The sequence below is a fragment of the Paenibacillus sp. GCM10027627 genome, from assembly GCF_042675505.1.
Taxonomy (GTDB): domain Bacteria; phylum Bacillota; class Bacilli; order Paenibacillales; family Paenibacillaceae; genus Pristimantibacillus.
The window spans coordinates 13309-26683 of the sequence record NZ_JBHTHB010000002.1; the positions used below are offsets into that span (position 1 = coordinate 13309).

Annotated in this window: 13 protein-coding genes; 5 read left to right on the forward strand and 8 right to left on the reverse strand. The window is 49.6% G+C overall.

Annotation, left to right across the window (positions count from 1 at the left end):
• Positions 1-2: 2 nt before the first annotated feature.
• Entirely contained in the window at positions 3-536 is a 534-nt protein-coding gene (locus ACFQZE_RS08075; protein WP_379355615.1) for a shikimate kinase, read from the reverse strand.
• A 143-nt stretch (positions 537-679) separates the two neighbouring features.
• Between ACFQZE_RS08075 and ACFQZE_RS08080 the strand changes: the two genes are divergently transcribed.
• Complete coding sequence (locus ACFQZE_RS08080; protein WP_379355617.1) at positions 680-985, forward strand: hypothetical protein; 306 nt, start codon at positions 680-682, stop codon at positions 983-985.
• 3 nt (positions 986-988) lie between these two features.
• Here ACFQZE_RS08080 and gndA read toward each other — a convergent pair whose 3' ends face one another.
• Both gndA and ACFQZE_RS08090 read right to left on the reverse strand, forming a co-directional pair.
• On the reverse strand, positions 989-2401 hold the full coding sequence (gene gndA, locus ACFQZE_RS08085; RefSeq protein ID WP_379355619.1) for an NADP-dependent phosphogluconate dehydrogenase: 1413 nt from the start codon (positions 2399-2401) through the stop codon (positions 989-991).
• Between the two features lie 265 nt (positions 2402-2666).
• Entirely contained in the window at positions 2667-3263 is a 597-nt protein-coding gene (locus ACFQZE_RS08090) for a hypothetical protein (RefSeq protein ID WP_379355621.1), read from the reverse strand.
• 281 nt (positions 3264-3544) lie between these two features.
• Here ACFQZE_RS08090 and ACFQZE_RS08095 point away from each other — a divergent pair, with 281 nt between their 5' ends.
• Complete coding sequence (locus ACFQZE_RS08095) at positions 3545-4192, forward strand: DUF1054 domain-containing protein (RefSeq protein WP_379355623.1); 648 nt, start codon at positions 3545-3547, stop codon at positions 4190-4192.
• A gap of 88 nt (positions 4193-4280) precedes the next feature.
• On the opposite strand, the gene ACFQZE_RS08100 is transcribed toward ACFQZE_RS08095, so the two are convergent.
• Together ACFQZE_RS08100 and ACFQZE_RS08105 are read right to left on the reverse strand one after the other, a co-directional pair.
• Positions 4281-7310: an efflux RND transporter permease subunit gene (locus ACFQZE_RS08100; protein ID WP_379355625.1), complete on the reverse strand. Its 3030-nt coding sequence runs from the start codon at positions 7308-7310 to the stop codon at positions 4281-4283.
• 375 nt (positions 7311-7685) lie between these two features.
• The gene (locus ACFQZE_RS08105; protein ID WP_379355627.1) at positions 7686-8873 is read right to left on the reverse strand and encodes an MFS transporter; all 1188 of its coding nucleotides are present in this window, start codon (positions 8871-8873) and stop codon (positions 7686-7688) included.
• A 185-nt stretch (positions 8874-9058) separates the two neighbouring features.
• Between ACFQZE_RS08105 and ACFQZE_RS08110 the strand changes: the two genes are divergently transcribed.
• Together ACFQZE_RS08110 and ACFQZE_RS08115 are read left to right on the forward strand one after the other, a co-directional pair.
• Positions 9059-10528 carry an aminotransferase class I/II-fold pyridoxal phosphate-dependent enzyme gene (locus ACFQZE_RS08110; protein ID WP_379355629.1) on the forward strand — a complete coding sequence of 490 codons (1470 nt, stop codon included), beginning with the start codon at positions 9059-9061 and terminating at the stop codon, positions 10526-10528.
• 63 nt (positions 10529-10591) lie between these two features.
• On the forward strand, positions 10592-11008 hold the full coding sequence (locus tag ACFQZE_RS08115; RefSeq protein WP_379355631.1) for a DUF1885 family protein: 417 nt from the start codon (positions 10592-10594) through the stop codon (positions 11006-11008).
• Positions 11009-11091: 83 nt separating this feature from the next.
• Here ACFQZE_RS08115 and ACFQZE_RS08120 read toward each other — a convergent pair whose 3' ends face one another.
• The 3 genes from ACFQZE_RS08120 to ACFQZE_RS08130 form a co-directional block, all read right to left on the reverse strand.
• Positions 11092-11412 (reverse strand): DUF1292 domain-containing protein, encoded by a 321-nt coding sequence (locus ACFQZE_RS08120; RefSeq protein ID WP_379355633.1) that lies wholly within the window; start codon positions 11410-11412, stop codon positions 11092-11094.
• Positions 11413-11516: 104 nt separating this feature from the next.
• Positions 11517-12089, reverse strand: coding sequence for a stalk domain-containing protein (locus ACFQZE_RS08125; protein WP_379355635.1), 573 nt, complete (start codon positions 12087-12089; stop codon positions 11517-11519).
• Between the two features lie 160 nt (positions 12090-12249).
• A complete protein-coding gene (locus ACFQZE_RS08130; RefSeq protein ID WP_379355637.1) occupies positions 12250-12453 on the reverse strand; it encodes a hypothetical protein in 204 nt (67 codons plus the stop codon).
• Between the two features lie 128 nt (positions 12454-12581).
• On the opposite strand from ACFQZE_RS08130, the gene ACFQZE_RS08135 reads away from it, so the two are divergent.
• Positions 12582-13313 carry an MBL fold metallo-hydrolase gene (locus ACFQZE_RS08135; RefSeq protein ID WP_379356975.1) on the forward strand — a complete coding sequence of 244 codons (732 nt, stop codon included), beginning with the start codon at positions 12582-12584 and terminating at the stop codon, positions 13311-13313.
• Positions 13314-13375 lie beyond the last annotated feature (62 nt).

The following is a 13375-nucleotide window of genomic DNA, read 5'->3' on the forward strand; positions in this document are numbered from 1 at the left end:
TTTTATTGGATAACGGAATAGGAATTCCATTCTCTTAAAATGGCTGATACAACATCATCGACGGACAGTTCCGTCGTATCTATGGAATAATGCGCAAAATCGTAAGCGCCCCGGCGCTCCTCAAGCAGACGATGCACCCGCTCGGAGACGCCCCCCGCAAGCAAAGGACGCGAACTATCCGTCATCACTCGGGATATAATCATTTCAGGGCTGGCCTGAAGCGCGACAACAAAACCGTTTGTTTTCATGCAATCGCGATTTTCACTGCTCAACACAGCTCCGCCGCCAGTAGCTACAACGGCAGGACGATCGTCTTCCGCAATGGTACGCAGCATGCTTGATTCTATAGTGCGAAAAGCCTCTTCGCCGGCATCCGAAAAAATAGAAGCAATCGTGCGGCCTTCGGCCTTCTCAATCTCTTCGTCCACATCGACGCGTTCCCAGCCGAGCCGCTCCGCCAGCCCGCGGCTGACGCTTGATTTGCCGGTTCCCATGAACCCAATCAATATCAGTTTGTCGCGCATTTCGGATTCCATGTAAAAATCCATCCTTTTACGTATGATTTCTTCCATATCATATCATTTTTTTGCAAGCGGAGGGTATAAAAAAGTTGATAAAGCCGTATGGATGATAATGATGCATAATAGATGCATATCCCATGATAGGAGTGACTCTGCCTATGACTAGCGAGCCCTATCCGCAAACTCCAAATGCGGCCAAGCTCAGAATCGGCCAAATTTTGGACCCCGAGCATCCTCTATGCCGGGACGACGTCGTTTGGATGCTCGGTTATATCAAAAAAAAGGTGGCTGACGAAGACCCGTTGTTACTTGGTCTATCGCAGCCACGCCTAATGCAAAACTTTTTAAATTTCGCCGAAGCTTCCATGGCGCTCATCGGGCGCAGACATTACTGCGATCAAGAGGCCAGCCGGCTCAGACATTGGCTGAAGGAAGCGGCCCACGGGCTGATCCCGGAGAAATAATCGTTAGGACTGCAGCCAGTTGAAGTGGAAGCTACCTTCTTTGTCCACACGTTTGAACGTATGAGCGCCAAAATAGTCACGCTGCGCTTGCAGCAGGTTGGCAGGCAAACGCTCTGTACGGTAGCTGTCGAAGTAAGCCAGTGCGCTTGCGAATGCTGGGACCGGCACGCCGTTTGTAACGGCCACAGATACCACTTCGCGCCATGCGCCTTGGTACGACTCCACGATCTCTTGGAAGTAAGGATCAAGAAGCAAGTTGCGCAGCTCCGGATCGCGGTCGTAAGCTTCCTTGATGTTTTGCAGGAAACGCGCGCGGATGATGCAGCCGCCGCGGAATATCATCGCGATATCGCCGTAGCGTAGATCCCAGCCGTATTCTTCAGAAGCAGCGCGCATTTGCGCGAAGCCTTGCGCGTACGAGCAAATTTTGCTGGCGAACAGCGCCTTGCGAACCGCTTCGATAAATGCGGCCTTGTCGCCTTGGAACGGCGCTTTTGCAGGCCCTTTCAGCACTTTGCTTGCCGCAACGCGCTCTTCCTTCATCGCGGACAGGAAGCGGGTAAATACGGATTCCGTAATAATGGAAAGCGGGACGCCAAGATCAAGCGAGCTTTGGCTTGTCCATTTGCCTGTGCCCTTCTGGCCGGCGGAATCCAAAATAACGTCCACCATCGGCTTGCCCGTTTCCGGGTCGTATTTGGAGAAAATATCGCGTGTAATTTCAATCAGGTAGCTGTCCAGCTCGCCTTTATTCCACTCTGTAAAAATTTCGTGCAGCTCTTCCGTGCTGACGCCGAGAACGTTTTGGAGCAGGTCGTACGCTTCGCAAATTAGCTGCATATCGCCGTATTCGATGCCGTTGTGAACCATCTTCACATAATGGCCAGCGCCGTCCGGTCCGATATACGTACAGCAAGCGTCTTCGCCTACTTTAGCGGAAATCGCCGTCAAAATCGGCTCTACAAGCTCATATGCGGACTTTTGGCCGCCCGGCATAATGGACGGTCCTTTCAGCGCGCCTTCTTCGCCGCCGGAGACGCCAGTTCCGATAAATCGGAAGCCTTTTACCTCAAGATCCTTGCTGCGGCGCTGCGTATCAGGGAAATAGGCGTTGCCTCCGTCGATAATGATATCGCCTTGATCCAAATGCGGCACAAGAGAGTCGATCGTTGCATCCGTACCGGCTCCTGCTTGAACCATGATCAAAATTTTGCGAGGCACTTCTAGAGATTGAACAAACTCCTCTATTGTATATGCGGGAACAAGATTTTTGCCTGCGGCTTCCTTCACCAGCTCGTCCGTTTTTTCGCGGGAGCGGTTAAATACGGAAACCGTAAAACCTCTGCTTTCAATATTAAGGGCCAAATTTTTGCCCATGACTGCCAGACCGATTACGCCGATTTGTTGTTTTGACATCTGGTTTTTCCATCCTTCGTCTATATATTTAATCGCAATAGCTATATTCTACTCCTTTTGAATCGATATGAAAACCGTTTGAATGGAAAAATGTCGCATCCATCGCATCAGATTTATTGAGAAGTAGGCAAAGTTTTTCTTATAGAAGATAGGCGAAAGAGGCATACCCCTTATATGAACGCAAAAAAACGACTCTACACCTTTAGCCTGCCAGCTATAGGCATACAGTCGTTTAAAAAAGGACGGCACCCGCTTGAATCATCCGTTACAGCTCCAATTGCAGCATTTCCGACCGTAGTGAGAGCAGTCGCTCTTTGGACAATGCAACCGCTTCCTCATCTTTAGCCTCTAAAGCATCGTGCAAAACGGAGAGCTCATAGTCCAGCTCATAACGGAGTACGGCCGCTCGTTCTTCGCCGCGTTTTGATTGGAACGCCTTGATCATTTCCTCTATCGTGACGAAAGGTTTCTTCTGATAGATGATGCGATGCTCCATCCCCGACACCTCCACAAGTCGTATAATCTCGCCGAACATAATGTTTTCGATGACGATTTGACGATCCTTGATCCGCTTCACGACCGCATGTCCACGTGTGTCATTAATCAGCTTTTCCAGCAGCTCAGACAACTTTTCATCCTTGATAATATAATCGCCTACAATTTTGTACCGGTTTTTCATACGTTGGAAATGCAGCTTCACGAGCTTGCGCCCTGTTCGAATCGATACGAGAAACTGACCCTCCGTTTCGCTCCAATACAAGGAGTACCCTTCCTGAATAAGATCACGGATGAGATTTTGGATTTGCCGACGTTCGAATCGCAGCTCCAAATTGCAATATTCGACTTCATAGCTTTTGTTCACGGCAATCCCTCCCTTTGTCAATTAGTTGACGAAATGTTCTGATAATTTGTTCTTATCCATATCTTATACTCCATCTTATGTTATGGCAACTTGGATTATTGACTAATTTTACAAAGAAAGCTCCCATTTTTGAAAATAAACGCTTTTGCCCCGCTGGTCGCTTGTGTTCCACAGGACAATCTCAAAGGAGCTTCGTCCAAACGGTTGCCATCCGAAGCTGTATTTTTTATAATTAAAATGATTCTTATTTTATAATTGATCTTTGTTTAGGGAGAACACTTATGACAAACACGATATCCGCCGGTCTAACCGGCTTTGCCCCATCCGATTTTGATGTGTTTCAGCTTCAAGGTTTGGAAGAGAGGATGACCGGCATCCAAACTCTTATTCAGCCCAAGTTTCGTGCAATCGGCGAGCGGCTTGCCGGGGAGCTGGCCGTATACGCCGGCAACGAGATGCACCTCCATATCGCGAGGCACGCCAGACGCAAGGTCAATCCGCCGAAAGACACTTGGCTGGCGATTTGCAGCAATAAACGCGGCTACAAAGCCCACCCCCATTTCCAGCTTGGCCTGTTCGACGATCACTTGTTTTTATGGCTGGCCATGATTTACGAATTGCCGAATAAAAAAGGGATCGCGTCACATTTGCTGAACCGGATCGATGAAGTGCAGTCTATGGTGCCTGACGACTACGTGTTTTCTATGGATCATATGAAAAAGGATTGTACAGCCGTCTCGCAAATGTCGGACGAAGAATGGCGTGCTGCCCTTGTCCGCTTCCGCGACGTGCAGAAAGCGGAATTGCTCATCGGGCGTCACGTGAAAGCAGACGATAAGCTGCTGCAAGACGGGGAAGCATTACTGGATTTCGCATCGTCGACCTACCGTCAGCTTATGCCTCTTTATCAGATAGCTTGCTCGGTGTAGACCTGCTTCCCATTAGCAGCATAAAAAAGGCGATGCAGGAATGAAATTCTGCACCGCCTTTTTGAGATTCATTTTTTCCGGTTATAAGTTAATGCTCCAAAGTGGAAGCCGCTTCCGCCGTGCTGACCACTCGAGCCGACTTTCTTTCCTTGCGCGATTTGCGGAAGAACATCAGCTCATATACGCACGGCACGATAATCAGCGTCAGCAGCGTTGCTGCGGTCAGTCCGCCGATAACGACGATTGCGAGGCTTTGCGATACGATGCTGCCGGATTCGTGATTGCCGAATACAAGCGGCAGCATCGCGCATACCGTCGCAAGAGCGGTCATCACAATTGGACGCATTCTCGTGGTTGCGGCTTCGATCAAGGAATCGCGGATCGACATCGTTTTTTCATTTTGCTTCACGCGGTCAATAAGCACGATGGCATTGGTGACGACGATGCCGATCAGCATCAATGCGCCGAACATGGCCGTAAAGTCCGGAGTTACGCCGGATACGAGCAGCCCGACAACCGCGCCGATCGCGGCAAGCGGCAACGAGAACATGATCGCCAGCGGAGCGCGAAGCGTTTTGAACGTCAAAACCATAATGAGATAGACGATACCGATAGAGATAAGAGCTGTAGAGCCAATATCGGCGAAATCGCTGGACTGTTCGGCGGAAGCTCCGCCAACCGAAACGTTTACGCCCTCCGGCAGTTTCAAATCCGCAATCACTTTGTTGACTTCCGTTCCGACAACCGAAAGCTCTTTTGGCTCGACACTGGCGGAGATGCGGATATACGTTTTGCCGTCTTTATGGTAATACGAGCTCGGTTGTTCCGCTTTCTCCAGAACGGCCACTTCCGATACCGCTTTTGGCCCGCTTTCCGTCATGACGGTCAATGCCTTTAAATCCGCTTCCGTCGAAGGGTTGGCAATCGGCTGAAGCATGACGGGCGTGTCTGCTCCGTCCACTTTAATGACGCCAATCGGCATCGGATTAATCAGGCTGTGCAGCTGCATAGCCACCTCTTCGCCTTTTGCCTCGCCCGGCTTCATTTTATACGTATAAACCGACTTCTTCTCTTCTTGGTTGCTCTCGACCTTCAGGACACCTTTTATAGAGGAGACAGCTTTCATCGTTTGGTCTGCCGTACCCGCTAGTTGCGATGCGTCATCTCCAGTTACGTCCATGTAAATAACGGAGGAACCGCCGCCCATCATCAAATCGGCTGCATCGGCCTGAAGATCGGCATTCGCGAACTGCCCCTTCTGCCCCCGAACCTCTTCCAAAAAGGCTTCGGCATCGACATGATCTTTAAAATCAACCATATAAGAAACTAGAGTAGGCGACGATACGGAGCCGAAACGGGCATTGTCCGCGCTGTTGCCGAACGTCATCATGACCCATTCTACAGATTCATGCTTCGTTAAATATTCGTCAAGCTGTTCTCCCGCTTCAAGCACTTTTTCATACGGCGTATCGCTTGGAAATTGCAGCTGTACGTTGGCATTTTGCGCGGAGGAGGAGTCAAGCGCCCCCTTTGGCATTGAAACGTAAGCTCCTACCGAACCTACCAGCAGCAGCACAGAAAGCAAAAGCGGTATCCATTTATGCTTCAAATTCCATGCAATAAACGCAGCGAACCGCGGGGAGCCTTTATGCTCCTTCTCTTTGGTCCCTTTCAGCATGACGGCGCTAAGCAGCGGCACGACGGTAAGCGCAACGACAAGCGAAGCAAGCAGGGAGTACGTAACGGTAAGCGCAAACGGCAGCAGAAACGCTTGCAGAGAGCCGCGAAGCAATCCCATCGGCAGAAATACGGCGACTGTAACGATTGTGGACGACGTAATCGCCAGAGCGACTTCTTTTGTCGAATCGATAATCAGCTTGACGGAGAACGACTCGCGCTGAAGTCTGCGGTAAATATTTTCTATAACGACTATACTGTCGTCTACGAGCCTGCCGACGGCGACCGCTACGCCTCCAAGCGTAATAATATTGAGAGAAACGCCGGACAATTGCAGCAAATAAAGCGTGATGGCCAGCGACAGAGGGATCGAGACGATGGTGACAATCGTCGCTTTAAAATTGCGCATAAACAAAAGGATTACGATGGTGGCGAACAAAGCGCCAAGCAGCACTTCGCGAAGCATGCTGTTGACCGAGGTCACCACGGAATCGGCGCTGCTGAGCAACAGGCTTGCTTCAATGGCGGAATCCGCTTTGTTCAGCTCGGCAATTTTCTCTTCGACCAGCTTCCCTACTGCAACAGCATTGGCATTACCCGATTTGGCTATTGTGAACATGATGGCATCTTTGCCGTTCATCCGGTTAACGGACTCCTGCTTATCCGAAAGCTCTACTTTCGCCACATCACTTAATTTCAGCTCTGGTGTGACAGGCAGCGATTGAAGCGTTGCCACATCGGAAATTTCGGCCGTCAAATGAACATTGATCGCCGATCCGTCCACTACTTTTTCCCCGAGTGAAACGGAAGCCCCTCTTCCTTGAAGCACATTCATTAACGATTGAACCGGAAGTCCGGCTTCTTCCAATCGTTCTTTTGAAGGCGTAACCGTCACGACGGAGCTCGCTCTGCCGGAGACGGTAATTTGTCCCGTACCTTCGATGTTTTTAAACTCGCTTTCGATTTTATCCAACTTTTTATTTTTTTCCTGCTGGCTAAGTCCTTCATCAAATGAAACTGTAACCCAGCTAATCGGAATCATCGTTGTATCTAAATGGAGAACAAAAGGTTTCATGACGTTCGCCGGCAAGCTTACCCCTTCGATCGATCCTTCGATCTCCGCTTTCGCCGCTTTCATATTCGTTTTGGAATCGAAATGAACCGTAATTTGCGAATAACCGTCTCCGGTAGTAGAAAATACAGAAGTTTTTCCTTTCGTATACATAACCGCTTCCTCAAGCGGATTCGTCACTTGCTCTTCCATTGATTTTGCACTGTTTCCTTGCCCGATTGCCGTAATCATCACTTGCGGCTGATCGGCCGCAGGCAAAAACTCCATTGGCAGACGGAAATAGCTGAACGCTCCCATGACGAGCGCCATCACAACTAACAATCCAATTGCCGCTTTGTTTCGAAAAGACCATTCTGTTATCTTGTTCATCCTACTGCTCATTCTCCCTCTCCAACATGGATAACTTTTTTTGTCTTTCTTATCGTAGCGTTTGGTAAAAGGTTGGAAAAACGTCTGCGGTCTAAATTCAAGCCCCATCATTGGTCGCAGCTCGTCTACATCCCTAGAAGGAGAAGGGCCGTAAACCGCTTGCCGCCCATTTTGTGAAAACGATCCCTCTTCCCCCTTTCTTCCACTGAGGATCTGATCCCATTAGGTTTACGGTTTTAGTTTATATACAAAAAGAATGAAGCCCCACTGTCTTCCGTCATCGGTTTGCTTCAAAACCATGACTCCAGTCATAACAAAAAGGACCAGCCGCAACATCTGGCTGGTCCTTTGTCCGGCAAGCCGGTCCATTTTATTTTATCCCGATACGGACGGTTCATTTTGCTCGCGAGCGTCAAGCTGCCGGAAGCGAACGATCAACAATAGCGCCGCCAAGCACAAAATGCCTCCGATTAAATAAGGCAACCCCATTTGGATCGTAAACAGCATCGATCCCAGCAAAGGACCGGCAATGCGTCCAAGACTGTCCATTGAGGAGCTGAGTCCGGATGCGACGCCTTGCCCAACTGTCGTCTTCTGCGTAATAAGCGAAGTGACGCAAGGACGGATAAGGGCGTTGCCGATGCCGAATACGGCAAGCGACAAGATGGCCCATGCCAGCGAGTGAGCGAAGAGCAGCAGGAAAAACCCAAGCGCGGACACGACAAGACCGATCGCGATGTATTTCGGCTCTTCTCCCTTTTTGATACGGCGACGTACGACGCCTCCTTGCACAAGCGCGCCGACGAGACCGCAAACAAAAAAGAGAATCCCTACTTGAAGCGGAGTCACATCGAAACGTCTCATCCCGAAAAACTGCAACGTGGCTTCCATTCCGGCAAGCGTAAACGTAACAAAAAACGCCAGCACATAAAGATGCTTCAAAGGACCGCGGAAAGCTGTCCAGCGCGATACCCGTTTTTCATTCTTGCTTTTTCTCTTATCCGGGTCCAGCGATTCCTTAAGCATAGAAGCCGCCAGCAAAAACGTAATAAACGACAATGCAGCAGCGGCAAAAAACGGCATCGGCATGGAAACGACGCTAAGCAATCCGCCAATGCCCGGCCCAAGCGTAAAACCGAGTCCGATGGACATGCCGACGAGCCCCATCCCTTTTGTCCGCTGATCCGGCGGGGTGATGTCCGCAACGTAAGCGACAATAACGGATGCAACCGCTCCCGAAAACAAGCCGCCCAAAGCACGGGACACATACATAAGCGTTAAATTGTCAGCTGCCAAGCCAAACAGCAAAAAGCTAGCCGAAAATCCGATCAGTCCCGTCAAAATGATGGGTCTTCTGCCGATTCTGTCCGACCAAGTCCCCCATAGCGGCGACAACAGCAGCGAAATAAGCGAATACAGCGCCAGCATTCTGCCCGTATGCAGCTCCGCCGCTTTCGGGTCCACATCTTGGATAATTTCCGGCATGACCGGAATGATAATGCCGAAGCCGATAAAAGTAATCATAAGAACAGCCATAACTATTAGCAATCGTTTATCCTTCATGATGCAATCCCTCCATCAAACTATCGTAACATAACTATAAAGAGACGATGTATGAACAATTTTTAAACAATTTCCATGCAATCCCTTTGTAAGCGCGTCCCCGGCCCTTTTTTACTTGCATTCACCCCTGTTTTTGTTATACTCAACCTTGTTTGTACAACTTACGAAAGGCAGGGATGACAGCGATGGATCATAATAAAACCCCGCTCTTCACTGCGCTTCGCCATCATGCGGAGCAAAACCCGGTTCAGTTCCATATTCCGGGACACAAAAAAGGGGTAGGAAGCGATTCGGAATTCCGAGAGTTTATCGGCGACAACGCTTTGTCGATCGATCTTATCAATATAGCCCCGCTCGATGATTTGCATCAGCCAACCGGCGTCATTGAAGAAGCGCAAAAGCTGGCGGCCGACGCATTCGGCGCCGACTATACGTATTTCTCCGTGCAGGGGACGAGCAACGCGATCATCACGATGATTATGTCCGTTTGCGTTCCAGGAGACAAAATCATTGTGCCGCGCAACGTTCATAAATCGATTATGGCCGCTATTATTTTTGCCGGCGCAAGACCGGTATTTATCTCGCCGGCCAGAGACGGCAAACTGGGCATCGATCATGGCATTACAACCCGTTCCGTGAAGCGGGCGCTTGAAAAACATCCCGACGCCAAAGCCGTTCTTGTCATTAATCCGACTTACTTTGGCATTTGCGCCAACCTGAAGGAAATCGTCGACCTCGTGCATAGCTACGATATCCCTGTGCTCGTCGATGAAGCCCATGGCGTGTTGATTCATTTTCATGACAAGCTGCCGATGTCCGCCATGCAGGCGGGAGCCGATATGGCTGCCACTAGCGTGCACAAGCTGGGAGGCTCCATGACGCAAAGCTCCGTGCTTAACATTCGGAGAGGCCGCGTCAATCCGCATCGGGTGCAAACGATCATCAGCATGCTGACGACTACCTCCACATCCTATATCCTGCTCGCCTCGCTGGATACTTCAAGGCGGAACCTTGCTTTGAACGGACGGAATATTGCGGACAAAGCGATCGAGCTAGCACAAGACACCCGCAAAAAAATTAACGAAATTCCAGGGCTGTATTCCTTTGGCGAAGAAATTCTGGGTGACGAGGCTACCTATGATTACGATCCGACAAAGCTTACGGTCCATGTCCGTCATCTCGGCATTACGGGCTACGAGACGGAAAACTGGCTAAGAGACAACTATAATTTAGAAATTGAACTAAGCGATATGTATAACATTCTTTGCCTAGTTACGCCGGGAGATACGTCAGAAACGGTAGCAAAATTGCTTGAAGCGCTTCAAGGCTTATCGGATGCGTTCCATGATGGAGCAGAATCCCGCGAGCTGGTCGTCAAAATTCCCGATATCCCTCAGCTTTCGCTTTCGCCGCGCGACGCCTTCTATGGGGAGACGGAAGTCATTCCGTTTAAAGAGTCCGCCGGACGGATTATCGCCGAATTTATTTATGTGTATCCGCCGGGCATTCCTATTTTGCTGCCGGGTGAAGTCATCTCGCAAAAAAACATCGACTACATTGTCGACCACGTTGAAGTCGGTCTTCCCGTGAAAGGTCCAGAGGATCGCAGCATCGAGTTTGTCAAAGTCATTGTCGAAGAAACTGCTATCTCTTAAGGGCAATGGGACTTATTGTCAGCCTGCCAGACCCGTGCTATGATGGGCTTGAGGTGATGGTTGATGAGTCAGAGTGCTTTCATTAAGCTTGTGCAAGGCTCGACGGACCAAGACATTACGCTTCAAGACATTCAAAACCGGCTGCATCGGTACAGGGATCAAACCGCCTTAACCGGCACGCAGCTCGGATGGGATTACGCCGGAGCCGCATTTCCTTACACGATTGAAACAAAAGGAGATGACCGGTGGTTTTATTTAAAAGGCGTAAGCTCCCACTACAAACATATCATTATCGGGCCAAGCGAAACGGCAAGCGCAAGCGGCCAGCAAGTGAAATGCATTCAAGTGGTGCTGCCGGACGAAGCGACTCATGGAGACAAAGCGAAAGCAAATGAGCTTTGCAAGTACATGGCCAAAGGACTCCAAGCGGAGTTAACCATGTTCAACGGCAGAACGGTCTATTACAATCCTAGAAAATAAATGACAAAAAAGGGGCATCCACTCTGGCCAACGCCTGATGAGGAGCCCCTTTGTCATGTCGCGTTCCTAAAAACAAAAAGAGATTATTCCTCTTCGTTCTCGGTACGTGCGATCTCTTCGTAGATAGCTGTAACGCGCTCCCACTCGGCGTCGTCGTCGATGCCAACAAGGAAAGATTCTTCGCCTTCTTCTTCAATGCGGAAAATAACGCCGTCTTGTTCAGGATCTTGACGGTCCAGCAAAACAGCATATACGTTTTCTTCCGATTCAAAAGTATAGACCATAACCATTTCGCGCTCTTCGCCTTCATCGTTTGTTACGATAAAGACATGCTCGTCGTGATCGTGATCATGTCCGCAGCCGCAATCTTCCCCGTGCTCGTGATCATGCTTGTGCTCGCTCATGATTGTTACCCCATTTCACAAAATTAATCATACTTTCTCATCGTACCATGCCGAGCGCAAGCGGGTCAAACGAAAAGCCCCTCAAATACGAGGGGCCCGGCGAATTACGGATTTCTGGACGTTACCACTTTTTCAGAGACGGCCGACCAGTCATCGGAACCGTCCAGCTGCACATAAAAACGGACGGTATATTGTCCTGCCGAATCAAATTTGTAATCGAACTCTTCCGATACAAACCAAAAAATGTCTTTGGTGCCGCGAGGCACTTTTTTGCTTTCAATGCTTCTTTCTTTGCCCCCTGGGTCTGCAATCGATACTTTTACAGCTTCGATGTTCGTTTGCAAATTGTCCACCTGGGCGAACACTTTAATTTTCCCTTGAAACCCTTTGTCGACAACGCCAAATGGGCTGTTTCCTTTATAAAGGAACATGTGGACATTCGGCTTGTATATGGTTGCCCGCTTGCTTGCGTTATCCCAGTTTACAATCGCCAGCAAAGAATCGGCAACTTGCCTTAGCGGCAAATAAGTTTTCCCGTCGAAAACAATGCCGCCGTCGTCCTGCTCCGCCCCGTTAATCAGCACTCGCACCTTTTGTACGGCGGCATTAGCAAAAATAACTGTACTGCCGCACAGGGAGAGCAGCAAAATCAAAGCCGCTACTTTCCGCCATTTCATCAATGTATAACCTCCGTCCGAATATGTTGGATGTATGGTTATACTCGTCTCCCTGTACAAAGTTGCGCCGCTGCCGGAACAATTTCTGTTCATGGAGCGTGGAAAGACGGGCAGCTGTCAAAACTTGTTGAAAACTGCGCTTCCCCGGGAAATGAAAGGGCTACACGTACGTTTTGGTTAAAATGCAAGGAACGCCTTTGCCTACCGCCCCCGGCTCACTCAGGCGAGCCAAATAGTTTAGGCCTCGCGCGCAAGGCGTTTTGCACACCGCACACGTATCCGACAGCACAAGCTTATAGGACACATGCTTCCGATCACTCGCCTGCTGCTTCTTTTTCGTCACTTTCCCTTTGCCTTTGCTCATACCGCCATCCCCTTCACTTATCCTTTAGCATTGACATTGTATGTCGGCATAAGCTGAGGTGGTTCCTCTAATTGGCAAGGGTCGATTAATTTGTTACAGTTAACTTGAATGGTATTGGGGAGGGGACAATCCGGATGCAGGTGACGATGATCGGAACAGGCAGTGCATTTGCCAAAAAGTATGACAATAACAACGCCTTAATAGAAGTAGACGGCTACCGCCTGCTCGTGGATTGCGGCATTACTTTGCCGAAAGCTCTGCATGAGGCGGGACTCGATTTCTCGCAGCTGGATGCCGTGCTGATCAGCCATATCCATGGGGATCATGTTGGGGGGCTTGAAGAGTATGCTTTTCAAATGATGTTTAAATATAATCGGAAACCCGTGCTGTACATCGCGGAACAACTGGTTGAACCGATTTGGGAGACGACGCTTCGGGGAGGGCTGACGCAAGGACCTTTAAACGCGTTGTCCGACTTTTTCGAAGTTCGGCCGCTAGCGCCTGGTATCCAGCATGAGCTTGCTCCAGGGCTTTCGGTGGAGCTCATTCAAACGAAACACATTGAAGGGAAAGCGAGCTTTTCCTTCCGTTTCAACCGGAAATGGTTTTACTCCGCAGATATGAAATTTGACCAAAAGCTGCTGGAGGCTCTTATCGAAGACGGAGTAGAGACGATTTATCACGACTGCCAGTTAGAGCCGCCAGGGGTCGTTCACGCTTCATTGGACGAGCTGTTAACGTTGCCTGAGGAGATTCAAAAGCGGGTATGGCTCATGCATTATGGCGATGCCTTGGACCAATTCAGAGGCAAAACGGGTGCGATGACCATTGTCGAGCAGCGAAAAACTTATCTTTTATAAAAGCTAACAGATGAATATATGTAAAAAACGGCCGCCTGCCTCCATATCGGAGACGCAGTGCA

Bases quoted from the DNA above. Each gene is read 5' to 3' on its own strand.
- ACFQZE_RS08120 (WP_379355633.1), bottom strand. From the start codon at position 11,412: ATGAGCGAGCACAAGCATGATCACGAGCACGGGGAAGATTGCGGCTGC.
- ACFQZE_RS08080 (WP_379355617.1), top strand. From the start codon at position 680: ATGACTAGCGAGCCCTATCCGCAAACTCCAAATGCGGCCAAGCTCAGA.
- ACFQZE_RS08130 (WP_379355637.1), bottom strand. From the start codon at position 12,453: ATGAGCAAAGGCAAAGGGAAAGTGACGAAAAAGAAGCAGCAGGCGAGT.
- ACFQZE_RS08105 (WP_379355627.1), bottom strand. From the start codon at position 8,873: ATGAAGGATAAACGATTGCTAATAGTTATGGCTGTTCTTATGATTACT.
- gndA (WP_379355619.1), bottom strand. From the start codon at position 2,401: ATGTCAAAACAACAAATCGGCGTAATCGGTCTGGCAGTCATGGGCAAA.
- ACFQZE_RS08095 (WP_379355623.1), top strand. From the start codon at position 3,545: ATGACAAACACGATATCCGCCGGTCTAACCGGCTTTGCCCCATCCGAT.
- ACFQZE_RS08110 (WP_379355629.1), top strand. From the start codon at position 9,059: ATGGATCATAATAAAACCCCGCTCTTCACTGCGCTTCGCCATCATGCG.
- ACFQZE_RS08100 (WP_379355625.1), bottom strand. From the start codon at position 7,310: ATGAACAAGATAACAGAATGGTCTTTTCGAAACAAAGCGGCAATTGGA.
- ACFQZE_RS08125 (WP_379355635.1), bottom strand. From the start codon at position 12,089: ATGAAATGGCGGAAAGTAGCGGCTTTGATTTTGCTGCTCTCCCTGTGC.
- ACFQZE_RS08115 (WP_379355631.1), top strand. From the start codon at position 10,592: ATGAGTCAGAGTGCTTTCATTAAGCTTGTGCAAGGCTCGACGGACCAA.
- ACFQZE_RS08075 (WP_379355615.1), bottom strand. From the start codon at position 536: ATGGAATCCGAAATGCGCGACAAACTGATATTGATTGGGTTCATGGGA.